The sequence below is a fragment of the Coprococcus hominis (ex Arizal et al. 2022) genome, assembly GCF_040094675.1.
GTDB lineage: Bacteria > Bacillota > Clostridia > Lachnospirales > Lachnospiraceae > Coprococcus_C > Coprococcus_C hominis.
This window is the reverse complement of the sequence record NZ_JBBNHG010000025.1, coordinates 52,531-77,812: the sequence shown is the minus strand read 5'-3', so window position 1 is coordinate 77,812 and position 25,282 is coordinate 52,531. Positions and strand designations below refer to the sequence as shown.

The following is a 25,282-nucleotide window of genomic DNA, read 5'->3' as shown; positions in this document are numbered from 1 at the left end:
TTTTTGAAAGGTCGTTTCATCAGATTCTTATAGCAATCCAGCAAATAATCTCATAAATAATTGTCCCAGTCGCAAATATGCACTTCGTCCGGTTTGATATTGGTCTGTCACATCACGACATTCTCCCAGCGTGTTCACTCTTTTTTGAAATAGAACAACACCACAGCAACAACTCAAATCGACTTAAAATTCCAGACTATTCGCATTCAGCAAGAAATACTTCATTCCCATGATGACAAAACCTTCATCATTTCTCCAAGGCTTTTTGCTGCCATTTACAATGACGATCTTCTTGAAAGAGTCCGGGATATTACGCAGAGAATTGAACTCCTGCGTCTGTTTTTCTTCCGAAGTCATGTCATATGCAACCTGGATATAGTATCTCTGGTTTCCTTGATTCACCACAAAGTCAACCTCCAACTGCTTGCGAACACGTTTGCCCTCTTTATCCTTATCGAAGATATCCACGACACCCACATCAACATTGTAGCCACGGATCAACAGCTCGTTATAAACAATGTTCTCCATGATATGAGTAGGCTCCTGCTGTCTGAAATTCAGACGTGCATTTCTCAGTCCCAGATCCGTAAAGTAGTATTTCAGATTTGCACCGATATACTTTCTGCCCTTAATATCGTATCGGCTTGCCTTGGAAATCAAAAAGGCATCTGTCAAATAGTCGATATGCTTGGAGATGGTTTTATTAGCATAAGTCATCTGACGCTCACTGGCAAAGGTATTGGCAATCTTTGAAGGGTTGGTCGGTGCGCCGATTGCAGATGCAAGCACATCAACCAGAATCCCAATCTCATCCACGTTCTGAATCTTATTTCTTTCAATAACATCCTTCAGATAGACATTTGCAAAGATGTTCTTCAGATAGTCTGCTTTCTGTCGTTCGCTCTGGAAACTTACGATCTGCGGCAATCCTCCGTAGATCATGTAGTCATCCCATGCATCATCATAATCGCCGTCATAGACAGAATAAAACTCTGCAAAGGAGAGAGGGTAGATTCTAATCTCATCACCTCTGCCACGGAATTCGGTCACAATGTCGCTGGACAGGAACTTGGAATTACTTCCGGTGACATACACATCAATATTGCTCATGCGGAGCAGGCTGTTCAGCACTTCCTCAAATTGTGACATAAACTGCACTTCATCAAGAAGCAGATAGTATTTGCCATCGTCTTTCATGGCATCTTTGATGTACTTGAAACACACCTTAGGATCTCTTAGTTCCTCATTTTCAATACCGTCCAATGCAATCTCAATAATATGATCAACATCAACGCCGTTCTCCAGTAAGTATCTCTTAAAGATGGTAAACAGCAAAAAGGATTTGCCACATCTACGAATGCCGGTAATCACCTTTATCATTCCATTATCTTTTCGCAGGGTCAGCTGCTGTAGGTAAGCGTCTCTTTTAATCTCCATCGTTACGCTCCCCCTTTCCGTGCATCTGCACACTTTTTAGTAATGAAATCCTATCACAGAACGACCTGAATTTCAATATGCATTCCCATTTTATGTGCATCTACACACTTTTATGTAATGTTGATAAATATATTTTCAGATTTTTTTGATTGCAGTGTCTATAATCGACTACTCCAATCGTTATTATAGGTAAACAACAAAAAAAAGATGGTTTCGATGTTTCATTAAATATGTTCGTTAGTCTTTTACACAAAGGATTCTATCTCCTCTGCGCCCTAATGCTTTTCGGATTCAGTTCAACAAACTGGAATCTGACTAATTATTGTGTTTTAATGATTCTATAAACTACCCCCAATTGAGCAGGGTATGTTTCTTTAATCATTCCATTAAACCATATTGTAACGATATCTCCCACCTGAACATCTTCCGCTAAATTTTCTGCCGATACATAATACTCTCCATCATTCATCTGACAAAAGCCTTCAGCTGTACTCACATGCGTTACAAGAAGTTCTCCATCATCGATAATTTCTTTTACTTTTGCATTAAAATTGATAACCTCTATTGGAATAGACGTATCATCTTTTTCAATATCTCTAAATATGATTCGTTCGTCATCAATGACTACTATGAGCTGACCTTCAGAACTCCTTTGATAATGATATCCGCTTCCGAAATTTGATTGATTATTTTCAGATGGTAACTCTGTCCCTGCCACTGTTGACACAATTTCTCCATCCATTGTTCCACAACCAGGCATTGACGCTACATATCCTGTGTCTTTATATATAACACCATCAACCATAACACATGGAGGATATGAGCCAGTATCTGCTATTTGCTCATTTTGTACTACATCATCATTTTCTTTATTTTCTGTTTCTACGGACACATTTCCAGACACAGGTTCTTTATTTTCTTGATTCGTTCCACATCCAGCCATTCCCAGCACCATACATAATACAAGCAGATAGATTACTTTTTTCATAATACATGCCTCCTTAACTTATATTTTTTAACTCTATAAACTGGAATTTAACTTTCCACTAAGTTTTCATCAATAAACTCAAAATATGGTTTCTTATTAACTTCAGTGTTATGTTCAAGATACCATTCAGCTGCATCCTTCAATCCATCTTCTAAAGTTGTAGTTTCCGAGAATATCTCGCCTTGACGAGACACATCCAAATAGTACTCATAGTTGTAAAAACTAAAATAATTTCTCTGTTCAATTTCCTCATAGACATTTACAAAAGTCGGCTTTTTTCCTAAACTCTCGTAACATTTTGTAACCCACTCTTTTATAGATACTGCTTCAGCATTACCAACATTTAAAATATGCTCCTCTGGTTTTTCCTTTATAATCACTTCCATCAACCTGCACAAATCTTTCACATGGAAAAATTGTAATTTCATATCTCCATCCTTTGGTAAATAGAATTTTCTATCTGCTAAGGCACAATCAAATACAAACGCCTCTCTATAAACGTTATTCATAGGCCCATATAGGTATGGCGGTCTTAATATATACGCATCTTTCACTCTTTCAAGTAATGCCTTTTCAGCTGCTATTTTATCAGTTCCATATGTACCCCAAAAGATATTTGCGGCTTTTTCTGATTCTTCAAGAAATGGTTGAACTCCATACTCTGGATACACAGCACTTGAACTAATCATAATGTACTGTCCATAAGAACCTAATTCCTTAACAAAATCAATAATGTCTTTTTCGTTATAAGCTGTTATATCAGCCACAACATCAAAAGAGAGGTTTTTCAATATACCATTCAAATTATGTCTATCGCCTTCAATGAGTTTTACTCCCCGAACTTGTGACTTAGTATTTCTGTTAAGTACATATACTTCATAGCCCATATTCACAAAATATTCAGCTGCATACTTACTTACAAAAGTTGTTCCCCCTGTTACTAGTATCTTTTTCATAAATTCCTCCTTAGTTCTAAAAATACCGATTTGTTAACCTCTTTTTATCTCTTAAACCAATTCTATTATGTATCATATTTTATGTCAAACAAAACTCAATCTCAACCAAATAATCCCCTCCGCACCAGAGCATATTTCGACTGCTTCCGGCACAGAAGGGGATTTTGATTTAACTAAGTAACGTAATATAGATACCGGTCAGGATTGCCGTTGTGATAACGCCGCAGATATTCGCGCCAAGAGCATAATCCAGAATAAATGCTGCCGGATTTGCCTTTGCAGCAGCCTTCTGTGCAACCTTCGCCGTAGACGGCACACACGACACACCTGCGATGCCAACCGTCGGATTGAACTTTCCTTTCTTAAAGAAATATACAACATAGCCGCCAATGATGGAAACGGCTGCCGAAGAACCGGCGTCAAGCCCCATCGCACGCGCGATCGGATAGGTTGCAACCGTACCAAGCTCCGCAAAAAGCGCGATCGTCATACTGATAAATGGGTGTTCAAGCACATAACCGATATCACACAGGATACCGATTCCCATAAATACGAGACACGCGATCAATCCGTTACTGAACGTCAGGTTATAAATCGGCTGCAGGAAATTGATCTGCATGTATGTCATCAGCTCATCGGTCGTCGAAAGTAGCGGATCAATGATCAGGTTTCCGATCTGATTTTCACCGAGGAACAAAACGCCCGCATTGACCGCAGACATACCAAGTCCCATCGGCACCATGATGAGCGGCTCCAACGTTCCCTTCACGCCTAAATACACCAATAAGAATCCTAAGAAGATCAACACGACTCTCGCAATCGCAATCTGTGGTGACTGCGCAAACATCGTACCGATACCCTGGAAAAGATCTAAGATACTGCGCACAGAATACTTAAGGCTGCAATTAAAATTGCCACAATAATTCGCTTGTGATCTGCACATCGTCTCATACTTAACTCCTCGTTGGAACTCGTTTCTTCAATGGCAAATCATAGCGAATTATGTGGCAACTGTTAATTTCTATTTTACTTTTTTTAACCGTTTATGGTCTCTGACCAAGCGCTCCCTCTAATGTCAGTGTCTCACCGCTCATATACTTGAAATCCGGTGACGCAAGCTGTACACAGACACGTCCGATTTCCTTTTCTACATCCCCAAAATGTCCCATCGGCGGTGTGTGGACATTTGCCTTAAATGCATCCGGATATGCTTTCTCGAAATTCTCAAGCTGTGCAGTCCATGCAAGCGGACATACCACATTCGCATTGATGCCATCGGCAGCCCACTCGGTTGCTGCGACTCTCGTCAATCCACGGATGCCTTCCTTCGCTGCAGCGTAAGCGCACTGTCCGAAGTTTCCGAACAAGCCGGCGCCCGATGCGAAATTGATCACGGAGCCCTTCGTCTCCTTCAGATATGGATAGCATGCTTTCATATAATAAAATGCCGCATACAATCCGGAATAAATTGCAAGGTCAAACTGTGCGGTTGTATGATCGGCGATCGTCACACCGGAAGCAGAAGCCTGCGCGTTGTTGATCAGCACATCGATTCTTCCAAATGTATCGATCGTCTGCTTTACAACATTTGCTACGACTGCCTCATTGTCAGAGCCGGCGCTTACATCCGCCTGTACCGGAAGCACCTTCACGCCATATTTGCGTTCGATTTCTTCTTTTGCATCGTCAAGTTTCTGCACGTTCCGTCCGGTCAGGACAAGGTTTGCCCCTTCCTTCGCATAGGCAGTTGCGATTCCATATCCAATCGAACCGCAGCTTCCGTCGCTCAAAACCGCGCGTCCGCCACCTGTGATAATTGCTACTTTACCTTCTAAAAATCCCATGTCATAATCCCCTTTCGTATCATAATTCAGATATGTATATTGTACCAAAAAAACGCATGCTTCTCAATGAGGATACATGCGTTTTTTTCTCATTTTACTCGCGATTCTTCAGCACTTCGGCCGGTAGCATCTGCTTGATTTTCCGCACAAGTAAATGATTGATAATGAAATACAATACAAGTACACCTGCGAACATCGCCAGATACAGCCATGCCGGAAAGGACTTGTCGACACCACACGCAATGTTCGGCACGAACTGCGGCTCGTACGTCGCATCAAGCAGTACCTTCGCAAGCGGAATCGAAACAAGCGCACCGATCAAAACGATATAGAAGTTTCCATCCAGATACATCTTTTTCACTTCCTTGTTCCGGTAACCGAAGATCTTGATCAGCGCAATGCTGAACGAAGAACGATCGATCATAACCTTCATCATCAGGTACAGGACAATGGCAAAGATCAAGGCAGATACAGCACCGATCGTAATGATCATCGACCGCATCTGGTCGGAGAAGATTCCGGCTGCTTTCTTCACGTCGTCACGTGTCAGCGTCGAATACAGACGTCCACCCTCGACACCCAGATCATGATCTGCAAATACGACATTGTAATAATCCTCCTGCTCGCCGAACAGATCAAGTGCCTTATCATATGGAAGGAACACCATGAAGCTTGGGGCATACTGTGTCACTGCCTCAATCTCAAATGCGTAGATCTTTCCGTTTTCCTCATCCTTCAGGGTGATCACATCCCCCTTTTTCAATCCATATTTGTAAGAAATGGATGAGCTGATTGTTACCTTATCTGCAGAATCAGATAGTATCACATCAAAGAACGGATTGTTCTCCTTGATGCCAAGCACTGTTACATCGAAGTTATATCCATAGATTTCCTTCTTCAACGTCTTGGCATAAGCTTCATAGCCGCCATCCGGCACTTGTTCGGCTGGATATTTATAGGTATACATATATTCAAATTTCGTATCTGCGACATAATCGTCCTGTACAGCATGACAATATGTATAAATCTCCATGGACATTACCAAAAGCAGGATACTTACAAACATACCAAATAAAACGGTAAGTGCCGTCCGTCTCTCACGCAGGATCTGACGGATACGGAACAACTTCATGAACTTCATATTTCCGAGCTTCACATCCTTGCCCGTAGCGGCCTTCTGTTCATTTTTCAGCAGGATAAGCACCGGACGAGACAGGCGCTTACGGATAACCAGGCTCGTCACGATCAGACATATGATTGGCGGAATCACAACACCATATATGATTGTATATGGCAGTACCTGCACCGCTATATCCGGCAGAGAATAATAATTATATGCATCCTGCATCTGATACCACACGCCAATCCTTGTGTAAGCAAGTGCTGTTCCAATCGCACCTCCGATTAGGGAAATCAAAGTCGGAAGCAGGATATAATGCTTCATCAGATCCTTTCGCTTTACACCGAGTGCATAGAGGGCTCCGATCACGGCACTCTCCTGATCGATAGAATGTACCACGAATACAGAAAGTACATAAGCGATCAACACAAGGAGCAGAACGCCCGCGATCATACCGATTGTCTTGTTCATCGCTACATCATCGCCCGCTGCATGGATACGTACATTGTCCTCTGCAGCTACAAAGGAAAGCAGGTTATCGGCATCGGCAGTGAAGATTTCGTCAAGCATATCCTCTGTCTCATCCTTCAATTCCTGCATGCCATCCTGTACATCAGATGCACCGTCGGCTGCGTTCTGAAGAGCGGGGTTATTGTCTGTCAGCTCAGAAAGTCCTTCAGCAAGCTCCTTTGCACCGTCAGCAAGCTCATTAATTCCATCGCGAAATTCCTCTTCCCTGCCGAGCGTCCGGTCCCAATACTCCTGAAAATACACATCATCCACATCGTCGGATGAGAAGGAAAGCTTCTTTAACTCTGCCTTTAATTCATCATCGGTCATCGCGTCATTTAACTTATATGCATAATAATATTCCTCAGACTTCGCGCTCTTGCCTTCCTTTTGAAGTGTCGTGTACACCTCATCTGTCACAAATGCCAAGCCGAAATTCAGGCTGTCACAGCTTGTGTCGCTGAGTGATTTCAATGGGCTGTCGTAATCCGGCACCGTGCCGATACCGCTTACTTTATATGTGCGGTCACCAAGAACAATTGTATCTCCCACGTGTATAGCATTTTTCTCCGCATATTGCCGCTCAAGAACAAGCTCATCGTCTGCCTGTGCGAGCTTACCCGCGCAAATCGCAATCGTATTGATTTCGGTACGATTGCGGAATACTCGAATTGTCTTATCCCCATCGACAGCATAATCTAAGAAAAACATTTTCTCCAATGTAATTCCCTTATCCGTCAGTGCGTCCCACTCGCTCTCCTTCATCGGAACAAAGAGGGAAAACTGACCATCTTCGACGTTCTGCTTCTCCGCCTCGGTTGTTGTGCCACGCATAACCGTCTCTGCTGCTCCAACAACACTCACAACCATGTACATGCTGAGAATCAACAAAAATGCGAGTGCCAGATAACGCGGCAGGTTCTCTTTGAAATCTCTGAAAATTCTTTTGCGTAATACTTTCTGCATCTTACAAATCCTCCAATTCTGCTGCCGGCACCTTCGTTTCATTGTTATAATTTTTCTTGATCTGTCCGTCCTTCAGGACGATTACCTGATCAACCATATCCTTGATTGCGTTGTTATGTGTGACGATGATCATCGTTGTGCCATACTGCGCATTGATCTTCTCTAACAAAATGAGGATATCCCGGGAAGTTCTTGAATCCAGTGCTCCAGTTGGCTCATCGCAGAGCAGAAGCTTCGGATTCTTGATGAGTGCACGGGCAATCGCGCAACGCTGCTGCTGTCCACCGGACAACTGCGATGGGAATTTGTTCTGATGCTCGGTGAGTCCAAGCACATCCAGAAGCTCATCCATATCTAACGGCTGATCAGTCAGATATTCGCATACCTGAATATTCTCGCGCACGGTAAGGTTCGGAACCAGATTGTAAAACTGAAAGATAAATCCAAGATAATCTCTACGATAATCAGAGAGCGCATCCATTTTAAGTCCTACCATCTCCTGTCCGTCGACCTGAATCGAACCGGAATCTACCACATCCAGTCCACCGATACAGTTTAACAATGTGGATTTACCGGAACCACTCGTTCCCTGAATCACGCACATCTTTCCCTTCTCGACACCAACCGACACGCCTTTCAATACCTGCATATAACTGCCACCCTCACCGTAGCTTTTCTTTACATCTGATACCTCTACATACATCCTATTGATCCTCCTTGTATTTTATTTGTATCTTCTTCATTACATAACAGTGTTATGTTTTGATTACATTAAGTTGAAAGATTTTTTCCTATGATTGCTAACGACATAACATCGTTATGTTGTCGTCTTATAAAAAGCTATGCAACATATTAATGCATACATAGCTGATTTTCTTTATTGATTCTGGAACATGGCGTTCCATCCACCCAACAGATAGTTCATAACCTGTTCCATATGCTTCAACGCCTTCTGCTCATCCTTCTCATGCAGCAGTAAGTGAGAAAATGCATTGATCTGTACATGTGCCACCCAGTGCAGCGTATATTCATCCGGTGGTTCCACGCCCAGCACTTTCGCTTGTTCTACAGCAAAGATCTGATATCCATTCTCCATGATTGCAACGAATTCATCGACGCAGTTTTCAAACCGAGATCCCTGGCTCTTCGTCAAAATCAAGGTAAACATATCATAGTTCGCATATAGAAGATGGATAATCTGCGTACTTGCAAACATATCATCCTGCATGTTATCTTCCCTTGCAGCCGGAAGCTGTTGCAGTTCCATGAGTTCCTGCCGCATATGTTGTTGCAGCATATGTTTTAGCTTCTCCAAAACCGGCTCCACAATTGCCGCAAACAAATCTTCCTTATCCTGAAAGAAAAAATATAATGCACCTGTTGTCACCCCGGCATTCTTACAGATTGATCGAAGCGAGGCTCCCTGATATCCTTTTTCCAAGAATTCCTGCTTGGCACTCGCCAGCAGCATCTCCCTTGTTTCCTTTTCCACTTTACTTGCTCCTTTTCGCTCCATCCTGATATATGCTTCTCATGGTTTTCACCCCATCACTTCGTGATGCGGCAGGTCGTCGCCTCCATCCTAATACAGGCTTCGCCTGTAGGAGACTCCTCACATAACATCGTTATGTTAGCGTATATTGCGCCAACTGTCAACCCTTATTTTTTAATTTGGGGGATTTCCCCGATTTTCCAACTTTTCCCCCAACCCACTTGCTTCCCAACAGCTTCCGGTTGGGGGATTTTCCCGATTTCTCAACTTTTCCCCCAACCCACTTGTTTCCCTTTAGCTTCCGGTTGGGGGATTTTCCCGATTTCTCAACTTTTCTCCCAACACGCTTGCTTCTCAGCTGCTTCCGGTTGGGGAATTTTCCCAATTTTCCAACTTTTCCCCCAACACGCTTGCTTCCCAATAGCTTCCGGTTGGGGGATTTTTCCGATTTCTCAACTTTTCCCCCAATTTACCACTCAAACTAACATAAAAAAGCAGCCGACTTTCATCGACTGCCTAAATCCCTAGCTGCTGCAAAAAGCAAACTATTTCATTATTTTATCCACACTTCTTAATTCACCACACGAATCTGCTCTTCGTTGATCAGCGGATACCGTCGAAGTGTATCTCCATCCAGGTTCTCCCGGTGCATATCCACCGCCTGAATCTGATGATTCTCATAGGTTGTATAATAATAGATTCCCTTGTCCGCATTGACACAGGATGTATAGATCGTAATCTCATATTTTCCCGGCTCCACCTCACAACAGCCACGCTGCTGTTCTACGGAACCTAAGATATGGAAGAACTGGCTCACGCTCTCCGCTTCTGACTCTCCGGAGATTGCATGCATCTTCGTAAATGCGACCTTCGCAAACCGCGACGCCGACGAAAGATCGCCCGGAAGTCCAAGTCCACCCATGCCTCGACTATATGTCGCAAGCGGCAGCTCCTTCGCAAAGTGATTTTCCGGCTGGCTTGGTGATACATGCATGTAATTGTTCAGCATGAACATCTGCACCGGAAATGGCGGATTGTTGGTCAGCACTCCAACCGGATTGTCATAGACATGCAAGCCATCTTCCACACATTCTACCACAATTGCGGCATCCTTATCTGCAATCATCCAATGCAGCGATGCACATGGCAGCTTCTCACTATACGGCGTTCCAACGAGATTCATCTTCTCCAACACTTTGCGTGCTTCGAGCACCGTTGCACACTGACTTAAAATCCATGGGATAAACTCAAACTGTGCCACATTCTCACGCCCTGCCTGCACGTCCTGATACTTCGCATTCCCAACGAAATTCAAGCCCGCCATACCAAGTCCCTTCTCATTTACTGCATCATAGTAGAGCGGATAATCGTCTGCCACATACGCCATACCGATCATAGCATAATGTGTCTTCACTTCACTCATGTGCCGGAACCGGAAACAGAAATTCCGCGGTGTCACTGTCACCTCATCGCCATACGAAAACTCATAATCAAGCGTCCGTCCAAAATAAAAATCCTTCGTCTTATACGTCGCTGCTGTACACATCCTGTATCTCCTTCCAAAGTCAAAAATTTGTCATTGCGAAACAAGAAAGAAAATGTAAATCATATATTTCAATATTGATTTATTTTAATATACGATATGTTTGAATCTTAGAAGTTCTTAATGTTCTGAATCAATCGCAGCCATGTTTGAACACGATGTTCAAACAAGCCGCCGCTGAGACATGGATGTCGAATCGGCGGCGATGGCGTATAATTTCTAAATATAAACCAAGAACATTTAGAACTTCTTAGTTTCAATACATCGTATATGAAATGAATCATATTGAAATATATGCTTACACTTTCTTATTTCGCAATTCTCCTAATTTTCAGCCTCTGCTTTCTTCGTGAACAGCTTCTTCAGACAACTAAATGCAACCAGCACACCAAGTACCATCAGCAGGATTGCGACGATAAACTGCAGTCCATCGACGAGCATCGTTGCATTTCCGCCGGCAATGTTCTTTACAAGTGCGATTGTCTTCTGTACCAATGCAGTAAATGTTACGGCAAGCATGATGAACATTGGTGCGTACAGTGTCCAGCCGGTTCTTCCGGTTGTCTTCAAGAATACTGCAAGCGCAATCAGAACAAGCGCTGCAAGCAACTGGTTTGCAGAACCAAACAAAGGCCATACATTAGTATATCCACCAAGTGTCAGTAAATATCCAAAGAATAATGTTACCACAGTTGCGAAATATTTGTTAGTCAAAATTTTCTGCCATACAGGCATCTTTGATGTATCGGTTGTATCGCCGAGGAACAGTTCCTGGAAAGACATACGTCCGATACGTGCAACGGAATCAAGCGATGTCAGTGCAAGTGCAGATACACACATTGTCATAAATACAGTTGCGAGCTGAACTGGAAGACCAAGCTTCTCAAGGAATCCCGCAACACCACTGGAGAAGATTGCAAATGGAGTTCCATCCGGTTTTGTACCATTGACTGCAACAGCACCGACAACAACCAATGCGATGATACCAAGCAATGACTCTACAATCATGGCACCATAACCAACCATCGGCATATCCTTCTCGTTCCGGATCGTCTTTGATGATGTACCGGAAGATACCAGACTGTGGAATCCGGAAACGGCACCACAGGCAATCGTGACAAACAATGTTGGGAACAGATAATTTCCACCGACATTAAATCCGTTATACGCATTAAGCTGCATTGTTGGATGTGCTACGACAACACCGACAACTGCACCGATGATCATGCCTAGCAGCATGAAGGTTGTCATGTAATCACGTGGCTGCATCAGTAACCACATTGGCATAACCGATGCAAGGAACAGATATGCCATAACAATGTAGATCCAGGCAGTCTTTGTAGCATACCAAGGAAGATGCATACCAAGCGCAAACATACCTACCAAAAGTGCGATTGCAATAACGGCTCTGACGCCTTCGTTCATATTCTTTACATGCTTCTGGATTACACCAAATACGATTGCCGCTACGATAAACAACATAGAGATAGAAGCGGCGGATGCATTTGCATAGCTTGTCTCCTTCGCCATATCCACAACACCCTTACCAACAAAGGTTCCGGCTACCATATCCGTAAATGCTGCGATAACAAGCAATGTGAACAACCAGCAAAACAGCATGAAAAGCTTTCTTCCTGCCTTACCGATGTACTTCTCGATGATCATACCCATCGATTTACCTTCGTTCTTCACAGATGCATACAAAGCACCGAAATCCTGTACGGCTCCGAAGAACAATCCACCGATCAACAACCAGAGCAATACCGGCACCCAGCCGAATACAGATGCAAGGATTGGTCCGGTTACAGGGCCTGCACCTGCGATGGATGAAAACTGATGTGCGAATACCGTGAATTTGGATGATGGAACATAGTCTTCTCCATCCTCGTACTTCACTGCCGGAGTTTCAGCCTTCGGATCAAGTCCCCATTTCTTTGCAAGCCATCTGCCATAGAAAAGATAGCCCGCGAACAACACTACAATTCCGATTAAAACAATTACTAAACCATTCATACTTCCTCACCCGCCACGCGGCGGCTCCCTTCTGAATATTTTTGTTACAAAGAGTAAACACATAAAAAACCTCCGTCTTATATAAAGACGAAGGTTTAAACTTCCGCGTTACCACTTTATTTGCCGCATATGCGACCACTCATTCTTATCTTACAGACCGCATATCGATATATTTGCATCTTTTGCATCATCTCAACATGTCATCTGTGAAATAAGCTTCTATGTAACGGTAGAAAACCGGTGACACCTAATGTCCTTCTAGGAATTCAGTGCACTGCTCGCAGAGGATAATTCCCGAAATCCTACACTGTCTCACACCAGCCGACAGCTCTCTGAAGTATTTCCTTTCGAAAACCTTGTTCTGTTCTCAGCATTTGCTCTTTGTTTACCGACATACTAGTCCTATTAAAAACGAATGTCAAGTACTTTTTTGAATTTTTTTCGCAATCAAAACTTCATTTATGCTTTGATTTATGAAGCAACCATTTATACCACGCCGAATGCTAATCCAACTGCGTGCACCAGAAATGCAACAACCCATGCGATGAGACACTGCACAATAACCGTGATCACAGCCGCTTTCGTGCCGCCCATCTCCCGTTTCACTGTAGCAATCGCCGCCACACATGGTGTATAAAGTAGCGTAAAGATCAGGAATACCATTGCCGTAAACGGAGTGAATAACGTTGCCACGCTCGTCACATCACCACCGAGCAAAACCGTAAGCGTTGATACCACGCTCTCTTTTGCAGTAAATCCTGTAATCAGCGCCGTTGATACTCTCCAGTCACCGAATCCAAGCGGCTTGAAGATTGGTGCAATCAGGCTTCCGATTAAGGCAAGCATGCTCTGATCCGCAGATGCAGCCACATTAAACCGCAGATCGAAGGTCTGCAGGAACCAGATAATGATTGAGGCAAGGAAGATAATCGTAAATGCTTTCTGGATAAATCCCTTTGCTTTCTCCCAGATCAGGTGCAACACGCTTTTGGCAGATGGCAGCCGGTAGTTCGGCAATTCCATGACGAAAGGAACCGGCTCACCCTTGAATTTCGTTACCTTCAGAATCAGTGCGTAGATCACTGCACACACGATTCCAATCAGATAGAGTCCGACCATCGCAAACACACGATACTGCCGCTGCACAAATGCACTGATCATAAGTGTGTAGATTGGAAGCTTCGCACTACAGCTCATAAACGGTGTCAGCAGGATCGTCATCTTCCGGTCACGTTCACTTGAGAGTGTCCGTGTCGCCATGATTGCAGGCACAGAGCATCCAAATCCAATCAGCATCGGCACGAAGCTTCTGCCCGATAATCCGATCTTACGAAGCGGTTTATCCATGACAAATGCAACCCGCGCCATATAGCCCGTATCCTCCAGAATCGACAGGAAGAAAAACAGGATCACGATCGTAGGAAGAAAACTGATGACGCTTCCGACGCCCTGACAGATACCATCCACCACAAGAGAACGTACCACCGGATTAATCTGCGCAACGATAAGTCCCTTGTCGATCCATCCAATGACCGCATCGACGCCAAGTGCCATCACATCGGACAACCATGCGCCAAGCAGACTGAAGGTCATGGCAAATACAATCGCCATAATCCCGATGAAGCACGGAATCGCTGTATATTTTCCTGTCAGAAGCTTATCTATCTTTACGCTTCTCCGGTGTTCTTTACTCTCATGCGGACGCACAACCGTCTTCTCGCACAATCTCCCGATAAACTGAAACCGCATATCGGCGATTGCCGCTTCCCGGTCAAGCCCGGTTTCCTTCTCCATGACTGACACGATCTGCTCAAATGCTTCCTTCTTATCTTCTGCAAGCTGCAGTGCATCCTCGATCGGTGTATCCTTCTCGATCAGCTTTGTTGCAGCAAACCGCACAGGAAGGTCGGCTTCCTTCGCATCATTTTCAATCATATGCGCAACTGCATGGATACAGCGATGCACCGCTCCAACCGGATCTTTGTCATCCTTACTGTCCGGGCAGAAATCAATTCTTCCCGGCGGTTCATGGTATCTTGCCACATGCATGGCATGGCTTACCAGTTCATCGATACCTTCATTTTTCGCAGCCGAGATCGGTACCACAGGAATTCCAAGTATCTGTTCAAGCTCATTGACACGAATCGTACCGCCATTCGCCCGCACCTCATCCATCATATTCAGCGCAAGCACCATCGGGATTCCAAGCTCCATCAGCTGCATCGTCAGACACAGATTCCGTTCTAAGTTCGACGCATCCACAATATTGATTATGCCGCTTGGCTTACCCTCAATCAGGAATTCCCGCGTCACAATCTCCTCGCTCGAATACGGGGAAAGCGAATATATACCCGGCAGGTCTGTCACTGTTGCCTCCGGATGATTCCGGATTGTACCATCCTTCCGGTCAACCGTCACGCCGGGGAAATTCCCGACATGCTGATTGGCTCCGGTCAGCTGGTTAAACAGTGTCGTCTTGCCACAGTTCTGATTGCCGGCAAGCGCAAACGTCAGCTTACCGCCCTTCGGAACAGCCGTCTTCTCGTCATGTACATGAGTGGGATCCGCCTGTCCTAACTCACCAACCCCCGGGTGTTCAATCGACTCATAACGCACAGTCTGTTTTGGGGCTTCCGTTTCCTTTTCATGCACATGATCCACATCTATTTTCTGTGCTTCACTCAATCGTAGCGTAAGCTCATATCCGCGCACCTTCATCTGTACCGGGTCACCCATCGGTGCAATCTTCTGCAGAGTGACTTCCGTTCCCGGCGTCAGTCCCATATCCAGAAGATGATGCCGCAAGGCACCTTCTCCGCCGACCGCCGTGATATAAGCACTCTGCCCCGGCTGTAATTCATCCATTGTCATCTATCATCATCTCCATCTCAAACATCTCTTATATTTCTACATATTTTACAATCCAAATTACATAATACAACTGAATAACCATCAACGCAAACATTATTACAGGCAGAACAAAAAATAATACAGCATCCGACCGGTCAGTTCCATTGCATTCATCGTTTTTTCCATGTATAATAATGCAAAATATTACAAAATAAGTGGGGGGGTGTACATTATGGATTCAAAACTATCCGATTCACAGATTGTATCGCAGATTTCCGGCAAGCAACGGATGATTAAATTTCTGAACTTTATTCATCCACTTCTATTTATTGCCATGCCTGCAGCGATTTTCTGGGGCTTTGCAAATTGGGACAGAAATATAGGGAAAGGAATCTTCTTCATAATCCTTGGTCTTCTCTGTATCCCATTTCTGGTCGTACTCGGAAAGTCTGTAAATGCATTGGAACGGAAAATCAAATCTCTGACCGGTGAATACCTTGTCAAAGGCGTGCTTGCAGAGAAGGTACAGGTTGAAAAATACGCACCAAATGAGTATATCAACCCGGACTTCGTGAAAAACTGCAACATTCTTCCAAACTACGATCGTATCTCCGGCTCGGATTATGTATCCGGTACTTATCGCGGGGTTCCGTTTACCTTCTGCGATCTGCATCTGCAGTATAAGGATACCTACCGGGATAAAAACGGACGGAAAAGAACGCGTTACCACGCAAAGAAAATGGTTTTCTCTCCGGTATCGTCAGCGGTGCGGCAGAATTTCTCGGCATGAGCCAGAACAAAGTTGAGATGGAGAGCGATCCATTCAACCAGCAGTTCAAGGTAATCACTTCCGATGACGAGCTTGCCTTCTATATTCTCACGCCACAATTCATGGAACATATTGTTGCTGCAGATGAGAAGGTCGACGGCTACACGAAGATTGAATTTGAGAACAGCAGAGTCACGCTGGCACTAAATAACGGGAAAAATTCTTTCGAACTCACAAAGACACTTTGGAGCAAATCCCGTCTGGATGAAACCAGATTGCGGTTCCGCTATGAGCTTAATTCGATATTGAGTATTGTCGACGAAATGTTAACGAAAGAGAATTTGTTTTAGGAGGTATCACACATGTTACATACGATCGAAAATGATTATTTAAAAGTCACGGTATCCGACCACGGTGCCGAGCTTACAAGCGTCTACGATAAGGCACAGGATTTCGAGCGGATCTGGTGCGCCGATCCAGCAGTCTGGAACCGTCATGCTCCGGTGCTGTTTCCATTTGTCGGAAAGGTGAAGGACGGTGCCTATCATTACAACGGAAATACATACGCCATGAAGACACAGCATGGATTTGCGCGCGATGCGGAATTTACCTGCATCGAGGAAACCACGGATTCAATCACACACAAGCTTGTGTATTCGGACGAGACACTGGAGATCTATCCATTTGAATTCGAACTGCTAATCACACACCGCTTCGATGCAGAAAATCCTCGTCTCCTGCACGTCACATGGGCAGTGAAAAATCTTGGTTCCGATGAAATGTTATATTCCATCGGCGGACATCCGGGATTCCAGATTGCGCCGGGACATGCGCGGAGCGAATATTCCATCGCCCTGCCGGATGCAAATCCACGACACTATCTCCTGCTCGATGCAGCCGGTTCCGGACTTGCCGATACGAGCAAGAGTTATCCATTCAACGACGCCGGTAACGCCTACGTTCCTGTTACAGATACGTTGTTTGACAAGGACGCGCTGGTCTTCGAGGACGGACAGCTTCCAAGTGTCGTACTCGTCGATGCGGACAAGAAGCCATTTGTCACGCTTACCTGCACGGACTTCCCATATGTCGGAATCTGGTCAAAACCGGATGGTCCATACGTCTGCTTAGAGCCTTGGCTCGGTCGCACCGATAACATGGATTTCACCGGAGATCTGGCTGAGAAACCGGGCGAGCAGAAGCTTATCGCAAACGCCGAAGCCGTGCACACTTACACGATCGAGTTTCACAGTTCCATCTGAATCCGGCTGCCGCCTCTGCCTTTTGTGACGCGCAGCTTCTGTGGAATATCCATCAGTTCATCCCGGTGGCTGATGATGCCGACCAGCTTATTTTCTCCTGACATGCTGAGTAACGCATCCTTTGTCTCCTCCAGCGACTTCGAATCCAACGTACCAAAGCCCTCATCGACAAACAGTGCATCCATCTGGATACCGCCTCGATTTTCCGCAATTGTATCCGACAAGCCAAGCGCTAGAGATAACGATGCTTTAAAACTTTCGCCGCCTGACAGATTTCCAACCGGGCGGCGTTTTCCTGTGCTGATATCCAGCACCTCCAGATCCAGAAATGTATTGGTCTGTTTTCCAACTGCATTCGTCTGCCGGTACAACTGAAACTGGTTGTCACTCATCGGAAGCAGATGCCGGTTTGCAGCCTGAAGAATGCTGTCAAAGCCTGCTGCCTGAATATACTGCTCAAACGTAATCTTTCCGTTTCTTGTCTGCCCGGATACAAGCGTGTACAACCGATAGCTCGTATCATTTTCCTTCTTTGCTTTCTCGTATGCCACCTGCTGTGCACGGATATTCTGTTGTTTCTCGCAGTTATTCTGGATACGGAATGTAATCGCCTGCAAAGCCGTCCGAAGTGTTTCCACCTGTACACGTTTGCTTGTATGCTCCTGCTGTAACTGTTCGAGATCAACCAGCGTCCGATGTCTGGCATCCTGCTCCTGTTCTAACTGTGACAGTCTGGCGGCAACCTCCGTTACCTTTTTGTCATAATCTGCCAGTTTCGCTTCCTCCGCATGTATCTCTGCATCTGTTGCCACCTGCGCCTGCATTTCCTCTACCGATGCAAACTGGCATGCCGTCAGCTTCTCATTTAATCGCTGTTTTAACATCTGCGCATCGGACTTTTGCTGTTCGAGTGCCTGCTTCTGCGTTGCTATGGACGCCTGTACACGTGCTACCGCCTCATCTGCGGATTTCTTTTCTTTCGCTGCTGTATCAAGTGCTGTCTGAATCTCATTCACACGTGCCAGTGCATGATTCCCCGCCTGCATGGCGGCTTCCCAATCCGGATACGATAATGTCTGTAATGCTGCTAAGGTCGCCTGTGAAGCAGCCTGCTTCGCAATGAGCGATTGTCGCTCCTCTACAAGCGACTTTCGCTGCTCTGCAAGCCGCGCCATCTCTGTCCCTTGTGCACGTGCAAGCATAGCTTCCACCTCGCGCAGCTTCTCACAGTTTTGCTGTAATGTATCCAGCCGCTCTCTGCTTTGCGCAACAGTATTCACCAGCTTTTCCCGCTGTCTCTCGAAGCTTACAATCAATTCCTCTAATGCCTCAACACCACCGATAAACTCAGGTGTCATGTATCCCCGTATCTCCTCTTTTATCTGCTGCCCCTTTGCCTGTACATCTGCTCGCAAAGACGAAGCGCTGGCAGTTGCCTGATTAAAAGCATCCAGTTTTTTCTCTTCCACTGCCTTTAATTCTTTGCATTGTTCCTCCGTCACAGATGCCTCAACCAGCGTCGCGAGCTTCTCATGATGCGTGGCTCCACACACCGGACACGGTTCGCCCTCTGCCAGATCACTTGCCAGAATTCCTACCAGATTCGCCCGATAAAGTCTGTCTGCATGGGTAAATGCTTCCTTCGCAGACTCATACGCATCCTGCTTTTTCCGATATTCACTCTGTGCTTCCTCTAACTCCTGCTGCTTCCGTCTCCATGCAGGAATCAGATTCTTCGCAATGGATTCTGTCTTTTTCTGGCTGTCCAGCAGTTTATCATGCGCCGCCTGTGCCTGCGCAAGTTGCTGTGGCTCTTCCTTCCACATTGCCTGCTGCTCCTGCAGCTCTCCAATCCGCTTCTGTAACGTCTGTTCCGCTGTTCCAAGTTCGACTTCCTGCTGTTCCTGTGCGGCAAGCTGCAACTGGATTTGTCCAAGTTCGTGTTGTAGCATTTCCCGCTCTTTGTAACGTGGTTCTTCCTCGCGCACCTTATCCACGATCTTCTGGCATTGCTCCGCTTCTGGTCGTAAAGCCTCCGTCTCTTTCACTTTTGCATCTGCCATCCCGGCACGTGTCTGACAATCCGCAAGCGTCTGCGCGCCATCTGTGATCAGCTGCTTTGTCCGCTCCCATTCATGTTCCTTGGCACTCCATGCATCGTACTCCGGCTTTACTTTATAGGTTGCCTGCTTCGTGCGATCAAGCTGTATTCTTCGTTCTTCAAATAATCCCTTTTGTGATTCTAATACTTCCCGCTCTTCCTTCGTCCGTGCATACCGCTCTAAAATTGCATTGTTATCCTTTGCCGATACGAGTGTGCCCTGTAACTTCTGTAATTCTTCTTCCGCCTGTACAAGCACAGTTTCTTTTTGCTTTGCTTTTTCTGTATCTTCCCCGATGATCGCCTGCAGCAACGTAAGCATCTCTTCAATATTCCATACCGATTTGCTATCCTGCAGCTTCTCCTGCAAGTCACAGATACGCTGTACCACCGACCGCGGTTGTTCTTCCGAATCCTCCGCCAAGTCCTCTGTCAAAATTCCAGATATCCCTTCTGAAATCTCCGCTGGCTCCACCTTTACCTCACGGAACGACTGGGAGATGCTCTGCTCCTTTTCCTTGCGCGCGGCAAAACTTACATCCATTCGATTTTTCAGTTTCAGTTCCAGTTTCTTATAGGCATCGGTCTGAAAGATCGTACGCAGAATTTCCGTCCGCTCGTTCGTCTTCGCATTTAACAGCTTCCAGAATTCTCCCTGCGCGATCATCGCAACCTGCATAAACTGTCCGGCATCCATATTCAGAAGCTGAGGTATCGCACCTGGCTTCTCTTTCGTTCCATCAACGTTTTTCGCACCTTCGAGCGTTGTTCCATCCGGCTGATAAAAGATCACCTTTTCCGCCTGCTCATCCGGCTTACCATTTCGGTTGGTATACTTAAAGCTCGGTTTTCTGCACACATGATAGTCCTTGCCCTGATGCGTAAAATAAAAATCGACAAAGCTTTCCACCTTCTTATCCACGTACTCGCTTTTCAGATTCTTCGTATCGCGATAGCTTCCGCTCGCTTCCCCATAAAGCGCATAGCTGATCGCATCAAAGATCGTTGTTTTTCCTGCACCTGTATCTCCACAAATCAGGAACAGACCTTTCTCCTCAAATTGGGTAAAATCAATCTCCGTCTGCTCTGCATACGCCCCAAACGCCTGCATTACCAATTTAGTCGGCTTCATAGATTCCCACCTCCTTCGCAACGTCCTTCATCATATCCATTTCCTCTTCGCTGATCTGGGCGCCATACATCTGCTTATAAAAATCACCGATCAGTTCCTCATATGACCGGCTCTGTGTTGCCTGTACCGCATCCACATGGGAAAGTTCTCGCGTACGGGAATTATCATAATCCAGCTTTATCGTGTTCGGATAATATTGTCGCATGATCCGCATTGCATCCGGGACAATGTCCTCATCCGTCAGCGTTACATAAACAAAATCTTCTGTATGTTCGATTTGATTTTCTTCCTTTACAATCTCTGTAAATGTTCCCCGGATATGAATGAGATCCCGCAGCGGAACGAGCTTCTCCAGCTCGATCGTCACCTGTCCTTCTCCATCCACTGTCACGATTGGCACCTGCTTTGCTCCATCCCGCTCGCGCACGCCGCCCGGAATCTGCTTCACCGGACCAGCCTCTGACAGAGAATATTTGAGCGGGGAACCAGCATACCGCACTTCCTCTCTGCCGACACTCTGCGAGGAATGGATATGTCCAAGTGCCACATAACGAAATGCATCGAAACAGTCATACCCGATTTTCTCTACCGTTCCAACATGCTGCGTCAATGCACCCTCAGAACCGCCCAGTGTTGGATCTTTGCCCTTTCCTGATACAAACTGATGCGCCACTAAAATATTTCTCTGCTTCTGATTGATCTCTGCGTGTGCCAGTACCTCCCGCACCGCATCCTCATACGTCTCGATCTTTGCCTCCGGGAACGCACGCTTCACCTGCGATGCTTTCACGAACGGGAGCTGATAGATATGTACGGCTCCATAAGCATCCTCTATCACATGATGAAATAATTTCCCCTGATATTTGGCAGCGATATGCACATCATTTGCCTCAAACAAGCTGCTTCCAAAATTCAGCCGCTCGTCCGAATCATGGTTTCCGCTGATCATATAGACCTGCAAATGCCGTTCAAACAACTCACGGATAAATTCGTCCAAGATCTGCACCGCCCCTTCACTTGGTACCGTCTTGTCAAACACATCTCCGGCAATCAGAACCGCATCGACCTGCTTTGTCTCTGCAATTTCCAAAATCTGCTGCAGGATGTACCGCTGGTCATCCTTCAGATCAAAATCCCCCAATGTTTTTCCCAGATGTAAATCTGCCAAATGTAAAAACTTCATACTCTCACCTCTCCGGTATCTGTTCATTCAACCATGCAAGCACAGCTTCCCTTCCCTCTGCATCAAACGGAAATGTTTTCCTTGTGATCTGCTCCTCCGGTGTCTTCTCATAGCAGGTACTTGCATGCCATATACACACTTCAAAGAAATTCTCGGAAGTCGTCTCGCCACCTTCCTCCACGGGTTCATGCTCGACCGTGAGCTTTGCGATCCGGTACCGCGGTCCATAAATATCGCCCCCCGTCAGAATTCCTTTTGCATTATAAAATGGTAAATCAAATATCACATCGCCTGTAATCACGCGTATTCCTCCCATATGTTTCGTACTTATAAATTATACTTTTATCATTATAGCATACGGAAGCATATTTTCTAAACAAAAAAGAAACTGATTCATTTTCCTGCATCCATCTATGGAATCTCTCGTCGGTTTGTGCTAGAATAGGTATAAAAATATTGCATAATCGAGGTGCGAAAGATGGATTCCACATTGAAACGAACATGGGCTGAAATCGACTTGGATGCCCTTGCTCATAACTATAAAACATTGCGTGACCGCATTGGCGCAAATGTCAAATTTTTAGGCGTTGTCAAGGCAGATGCCTACGGACATGGCTCCGTACAGGTCAGCCGCCTGCTGCAGGAGCTTGGTGCTGATTATCTGGCGGTCAGCAGCATCGACGAAGCGATTGAGCTTCGCTTAAATGACATTACCATGCCGATTCTGATTCTTGGACATACGCCAAAGGAGCAGGTCAGCCGCCTGATTGAGTACAACATCACACAGGCTGTCACCTGTAAAGCAAAGGCACTTGAATACAGCGAAGAAGCCGTGAAATGCGGTGGCACATTGAAGATTCATATCAAGGTTGACACTGGAATGTCCCGTCTGGGATATCTGTGCGACGGGGATTATTTTGATACTGGTGTGGAAGGTATCTGTGAGGGCTGCTCGCTTCCGGGGCTTTACGCCGAAGGTATCTTTACACATTTTGCTGTCTCGGATGAGCCAGGCGATGCATGCAAAGCCTACACGGAGCATCAGTTCCAATTATTTACTGACGTGATCAAAAACGTCGAGGAAAAGCTCGGCAGACGGTTCGCCATCCGCCACTGTGCCAATACCGGTGCGGTTGCACGCTACCCAGAAACATGGCTCGATATGGTAAGACCGGGACTTTTGTTATACGGCTATGGAGAATTCGCAGACGAACTTGGACTTGAGCCAGTTATGAGTTTGAAGACAACTGTCAGCACGATCAAGACCTATCCAGCCGGTACCGCAATCAGCTACGGCGGCATCTATGTAACGGACAAGACAACGCGTATGGGCGTCATCCCTTACGGCTATGCCGATGGATTCTTCCGTGCCCTGTCCAATCGCTGCACGCTAATGTCGGACGAAGGTCCAGTTCCACAGCGCGGAAAGATCTGCATGGACATGTGTATGATTGATCTGACTGACAAGATGCAAATCGATGTCGGAAGCGAGATTGAAATCTTCGGAAAGAAGAATTCCATCAACGTTATGGCAGCTCTGGCAAACACGATTCCATACGAATTAACCTGTGCCGTCAGCAAGCGAGTTCCAAGATTCTACTACCGGAATGGAAAGATGATCGAGAAAGAATTGCTGTTGCGTGGGTAAATTGTTGCGCAAGTAATTACATAAGCATAAAAAGCTGGGATTTTTGTCCCAGCTTTTTGTTTGCGTTCCAGCTTCCTATATCTCATGACGGATATCCGAACCAATACCCCGCTGCAATTTTATCCGCTCGTTTTCTGCTTCCACATTCATCTTGGAAAGAATAACCAGAATCAATACATCGAAGATCAACGGCAGCCACAAGTACATAAACTGCATCATATCCAATGCAGACTGCGGCTGTGTCGTATTTTTGCCAACATAGCCGCTCAATTCCATCAACCATCCAACAACCGCAGTTCCGATACCGCCACCAATCTTCACGCCCAATGACGTGCAGGAATACATCGTTCCATCGACATGCTTTCCCTGTGTGAGATAGGTGTATTCCGAACAGGATGCGATCATGGCATTCATATCGCCCTGCCACGGTCCCTGACCGAGCGCAGCAACAGCTGTAAATACAAGCATCAATGGCACATTGCCGATATAACCTGCCACGACAACCAGTGCCCTGCCAATTACAGCAAGCATATAGCCTCGCATATTCAGTTTATACATGCCCTTCCATTTTCCTACCAATGTCGGTGTGAAGATCAACGCAACAATCAGAGGAATATTGACCGCCCATGCAAACCATCCGAAAAGGTTTTTATTTTTGAGCACCCATGTCATATAAAACAAGCCAGCACCGATCATCGCACTGTACAACTGCTGTAAAATATATGTTCCACAGATCATCATGTAATATTTGTTCTTCACAAGCAGCTTGAACGCCCGAATCAGTCCATACTTTTCTTCATTATCCTGCGTTTTACCCTCGTTCAGCTCTTCCTCTGAAAGCTCCTTCACGGAAAGACAGGAGATCGTATTTACCACCAGTCCAATAACCGCATAGATAATGGCAACCAGTCTCCATGCCGCCGCATCACCACCACAGCGGTCAACAAATCCTACGGTAATCGACTGGATCAGTAAACTTGTCGAAAATGCGAAGATAAACCGGTAAGAACCCATCTGTACACGTTCCTTGCTGTTCTTCGTAATCAGCGATGTAAGTGCCGAATACGCGATGTTATTTGCCGTGTAAAAAATGCCATTTAACAGTGTGTATGCCAGAAAGAACCACGTATACTGTGCTGTCTTGCCAAGGCTTGTCGGTACCGCAAAGCATGCAACCAGCGTGACTGCGCAACCGATATATCCATACAGCATCCACGGACGTGCTTTCCCAAGCTTGCTGTGTGTCTTGTCGATCAGTGAACCAAAGAAAACATCTGTAAATCCATCCAGCAACTTCGAAAATGCGATCAAAGTTCCAACTATTCCGGACGCAAGCCCAACCGTCTCGGTCAGATAGATCATGACAAACGATGTCAAAAATGCATACACTACATTTCCGGCGATATCGCCGGAACCGTAGCCCACCTTGTTATACCATTTTAAATATTTTTTCTCTTCCATAGCTTTT

Annotated in this window: 20 protein-coding genes and 1 other annotated feature; of the genes, 4 read left to right on the top strand and 16 right to left on the bottom strand. The window is 45.6% G+C overall.

Annotation, left to right across the window (positions count from 1 at the left end; all coding sequences use genetic code 11):
- Positions 1-183: 183 nt before the first annotated feature.
- From AAAT93_RS03550 to feoB, 12 genes are all read right to left on the bottom strand, one after another.
- Positions 184-1,437: an ATP-binding protein gene (locus AAAT93_RS03550; protein WP_008400146.1), complete on the bottom strand. Its 1,254-nt coding sequence runs from the start codon at positions 1,435-1,437 to the stop codon at positions 184-186.
- Between the two features lie 319 nt (positions 1,438-1,756).
- Positions 1,757-2,425 (bottom strand): hypothetical protein, encoded by a 669-nt coding sequence (locus AAAT93_RS03545; protein WP_117781657.1) that lies wholly within the window; start codon positions 2,423-2,425, stop codon positions 1,757-1,759.
- Between the two features lie 47 nt (positions 2,426-2,472).
- Positions 2,473-3,381, bottom strand: coding sequence for an NAD-dependent epimerase/dehydratase family protein (locus AAAT93_RS03540; protein ID WP_021985046.1), 909 nt, complete (start codon positions 3,379-3,381; stop codon positions 2,473-2,475).
- Positions 3,382-3,550: 169 nt separating this feature from the next.
- Entirely contained in the window at positions 3,551-4,324 is a 774-nt protein-coding gene (locus AAAT93_RS03535; RefSeq protein ID WP_021985045.1) for a sodium ion-translocating decarboxylase subunit beta, read from the bottom strand.
- Positions 4,325-4,424: 100 nt separating this feature from the next.
- Positions 4,425-5,225: an SDR family NAD(P)-dependent oxidoreductase gene (locus AAAT93_RS03530; RefSeq protein WP_021985044.1), complete on the bottom strand. Its 801-nt coding sequence runs from the start codon at positions 5,223-5,225 to the stop codon at positions 4,425-4,427.
- A 94-nt stretch (positions 5,226-5,319) separates the two neighbouring features.
- Positions 5,320-7,821 (bottom strand): ABC transporter permease, encoded by a 2,502-nt coding sequence (locus AAAT93_RS03525; RefSeq protein ID WP_118374690.1) that lies wholly within the window; start codon positions 7,819-7,821, stop codon positions 5,320-5,322.
- Position 7,822: 1 nt separating this feature from the next.
- Positions 7,823-8,524: an ABC transporter ATP-binding protein gene (locus AAAT93_RS03520; RefSeq protein WP_118734447.1), complete on the bottom strand. Its 702-nt coding sequence runs from the start codon at positions 8,522-8,524 to the stop codon at positions 7,823-7,825.
- A 174-nt stretch (positions 8,525-8,698) separates the two neighbouring features.
- Positions 8,699-9,313, bottom strand: a complete 615-nt coding sequence (locus AAAT93_RS03515; RefSeq protein ID WP_227572966.1) for a TetR/AcrR family transcriptional regulator — start codon at positions 9,311-9,313, stop codon at positions 8,699-8,701.
- Between the two features lie 160 nt (positions 9,314-9,473).
- Complete coding sequence (locus AAAT93_RS03510) at positions 9,474-9,734, bottom strand: hypothetical protein (protein ID WP_227572965.1); 261 nt, start codon at positions 9,732-9,734, stop codon at positions 9,474-9,476.
- Between the two features lie 150 nt (positions 9,735-9,884).
- Entirely contained in the window at positions 9,885-10,859 is a 975-nt protein-coding gene (bsh, locus tag AAAT93_RS03505; RefSeq protein WP_021985039.1) for a choloylglycine hydrolase, read from the bottom strand.
- A 321-nt stretch (positions 10,860-11,180) separates the two neighbouring features.
- Positions 11,181-12,869 carry a carbon starvation CstA family protein gene (locus AAAT93_RS03500; RefSeq protein ID WP_227572964.1) on the bottom strand — a complete coding sequence of 563 codons (1,689 nt, stop codon included), beginning with the start codon at positions 12,867-12,869 and terminating at the stop codon, positions 11,181-11,183.
- Between the two features lie 80 nt (positions 12,870-12,949).
- Positions 12,950-13,247 (bottom strand) — a binding site (T-box leader).
- Between the two features lie 108 nt (positions 13,248-13,355).
- Positions 13,356-15,740: a ferrous iron transport protein B gene (feoB, locus tag AAAT93_RS03495; RefSeq protein WP_021985037.1), complete on the bottom strand. Its 2,385-nt coding sequence runs from the start codon at positions 15,738-15,740 to the stop codon at positions 13,356-13,358.
- A gap of 211 nt (positions 15,741-15,951) precedes the next feature.
- Here feoB and AAAT93_RS03490 point away from each other — a divergent pair, with 211 nt between their 5' ends.
- The 3 genes from AAAT93_RS03490 to AAAT93_RS03480 are packed head-to-tail and all read left to right on the top strand — an operon-like array spanning position 15,952 to position 17,750.
- Positions 15,952-16,509 carry a hypothetical protein gene (locus AAAT93_RS03490; RefSeq protein WP_021985036.1) on the top strand — a complete coding sequence of 186 codons (558 nt, stop codon included), beginning with the start codon at positions 15,952-15,954 and terminating at the stop codon, positions 16,507-16,509.
- On the top strand, positions 16,506-16,838 hold the full coding sequence (locus AAAT93_RS03485; RefSeq protein WP_117781465.1) for a DUF3137 domain-containing protein: 333 nt from the start codon (positions 16,506-16,508) through the stop codon (positions 16,836-16,838). Before AAAT93_RS03490 ends, AAAT93_RS03485 begins: the two co-directional genes overlap by 4 nt.
- 12 nt (positions 16,839-16,850) lie before the next feature.
- Positions 16,851-17,750, top strand: a complete 900-nt coding sequence (locus AAAT93_RS03480) for an aldose 1-epimerase family protein (protein ID WP_227572963.1) — start codon at positions 16,851-16,853, stop codon at positions 17,748-17,750.
- Here the strand turns inward: AAAT93_RS03480 and AAAT93_RS03475 are convergent.
- Genes AAAT93_RS03475 through AAAT93_RS03465 form a run of 3 tightly spaced genes read right to left on the bottom strand, consistent with a single transcriptional unit; the run spans position 17,735 to position 22,467 of the window.
- On the bottom strand, positions 17,735-20,983 hold the full coding sequence (locus AAAT93_RS03475; RefSeq protein WP_227572962.1) for an AAA family ATPase: 3,249 nt from the start codon (positions 20,981-20,983) through the stop codon (positions 17,735-17,737). The genes AAAT93_RS03480 and AAAT93_RS03475 overlap by 16 nt on opposite strands.
- Positions 20,970-22,166, bottom strand: a complete 1,197-nt coding sequence (locus AAAT93_RS03470) for an exonuclease SbcCD subunit D (RefSeq protein ID WP_227572961.1) — start codon at positions 22,164-22,166, stop codon at positions 20,970-20,972. Before AAAT93_RS03470 ends, AAAT93_RS03475 begins: the two co-directional genes overlap by 14 nt.
- A gap of 4 nt (positions 22,167-22,170) precedes the next feature.
- Positions 22,171-22,467: a hypothetical protein gene (locus AAAT93_RS03465; protein ID WP_021985030.1), complete on the bottom strand. Its 297-nt coding sequence runs from the start codon at positions 22,465-22,467 to the stop codon at positions 22,171-22,173.
- 189 nt (positions 22,468-22,656) lie between these two features.
- On the opposite strand from AAAT93_RS03465, the gene alr reads away from it, so the two are divergent.
- On the top strand, positions 22,657-23,814 hold the full coding sequence (alr, locus tag AAAT93_RS03460) for an alanine racemase (protein ID WP_227572959.1): 1,158 nt from the start codon (positions 22,657-22,659) through the stop codon (positions 23,812-23,814).
- Between the two features lie 75 nt (positions 23,815-23,889).
- On the opposite strand, the gene AAAT93_RS03455 is transcribed toward alr, so the two are convergent.
- Entirely contained in the window at positions 23,890-25,275 is a 1,386-nt protein-coding gene (locus AAAT93_RS03455; RefSeq protein ID WP_117781470.1) for an MFS transporter, read from the bottom strand.
- Between the last annotated feature and the right edge of the window lie 7 nt (positions 25,276-25,282).

What these genes read in the sequence shown, in the direction of transcription:
- AAAT93_RS03530 (WP_021985044.1), bottom strand. Translation starts at nt 5,225, where the DNA reads ATGGGATTTTTAGAAGGTAAAGTAGCAATTATCACAGGTGGCGGACGC.
- bsh (WP_021985039.1), bottom strand. Translation starts at nt 10,859, where the DNA reads ATGTGTACAGCAGCGACGTATAAGACGAAGGATTTTTATTTTGGACGG.
- AAAT93_RS03470 (WP_227572961.1), bottom strand. Translation starts at nt 22,166, where the DNA reads ATGAAGTTTTTACATTTGGCAGATTTACATCTGGGAAAAACATTGGGG.
- AAAT93_RS03550 (WP_008400146.1), bottom strand. Translation starts at nt 1,437, where the DNA reads ATGGAGATTAAAAGAGACGCTTACCTACAGCAGCTGACCCTGCGAAAA.
- AAAT93_RS03500 (WP_227572964.1), bottom strand. Translation starts at nt 12,869, where the DNA reads ATGAATGGTTTAGTAATTGTTTTAATCGGAATTGTAGTGTTGTTCGCG.
- feoB (WP_021985037.1), bottom strand. Translation starts at nt 15,740, where the DNA reads ATGACAATGGATGAATTACAGCCGGGGCAGAGTGCTTATATCACGGCG.
- AAAT93_RS03540 (WP_021985046.1), bottom strand. Translation starts at nt 3,381, where the DNA reads ATGAAAAAGATACTAGTAACAGGGGGAACAACTTTTGTAAGTAAGTAT.
- AAAT93_RS03475 (WP_227572962.1), bottom strand. Translation starts at nt 20,983, where the DNA reads ATGAAGCCGACTAAATTGGTAATGCAGGCGTTTGGGGCGTATGCAGAG.
- AAAT93_RS03535 (WP_021985045.1), bottom strand. Translation starts at nt 4,324, where the DNA reads ATGTGCAGATCACAAGCGAATTATTGTGGCAATTTTAATTGCAGCCTT.
- AAAT93_RS03525 (WP_118374690.1), bottom strand. Translation starts at nt 7,821, where the DNA reads ATGCAGAAAGTATTACGCAAAAGAATTTTCAGAGATTTCAAAGAGAAC.
- AAAT93_RS03545 (WP_117781657.1), bottom strand. Translation starts at nt 2,425, where the DNA reads ATGAAAAAAGTAATCTATCTGCTTGTATTATGTATGGTGCTGGGAATG.
- AAAT93_RS03485 (WP_117781465.1), top strand. Translation starts at nt 16,506, where the DNA reads ATGAGCCAGAACAAAGTTGAGATGGAGAGCGATCCATTCAACCAGCAG.
- AAAT93_RS03480 (WP_227572963.1), top strand. Translation starts at nt 16,851, where the DNA reads ATGTTACATACGATCGAAAATGATTATTTAAAAGTCACGGTATCCGAC.
- AAAT93_RS03520 (WP_118734447.1), bottom strand. Translation starts at nt 8,524, where the DNA reads ATGTATGTAGAGGTATCAGATGTAAAGAAAAGCTACGGTGAGGGTGGC.
- AAAT93_RS03490 (WP_021985036.1), top strand. Translation starts at nt 15,952, where the DNA reads ATGGATTCAAAACTATCCGATTCACAGATTGTATCGCAGATTTCCGGC.
- AAAT93_RS03455 (WP_117781470.1), bottom strand. Translation starts at nt 25,275, where the DNA reads ATGGAAGAGAAAAAATATTTAAAATGGTATAACAAGGTGGGCTACGGT.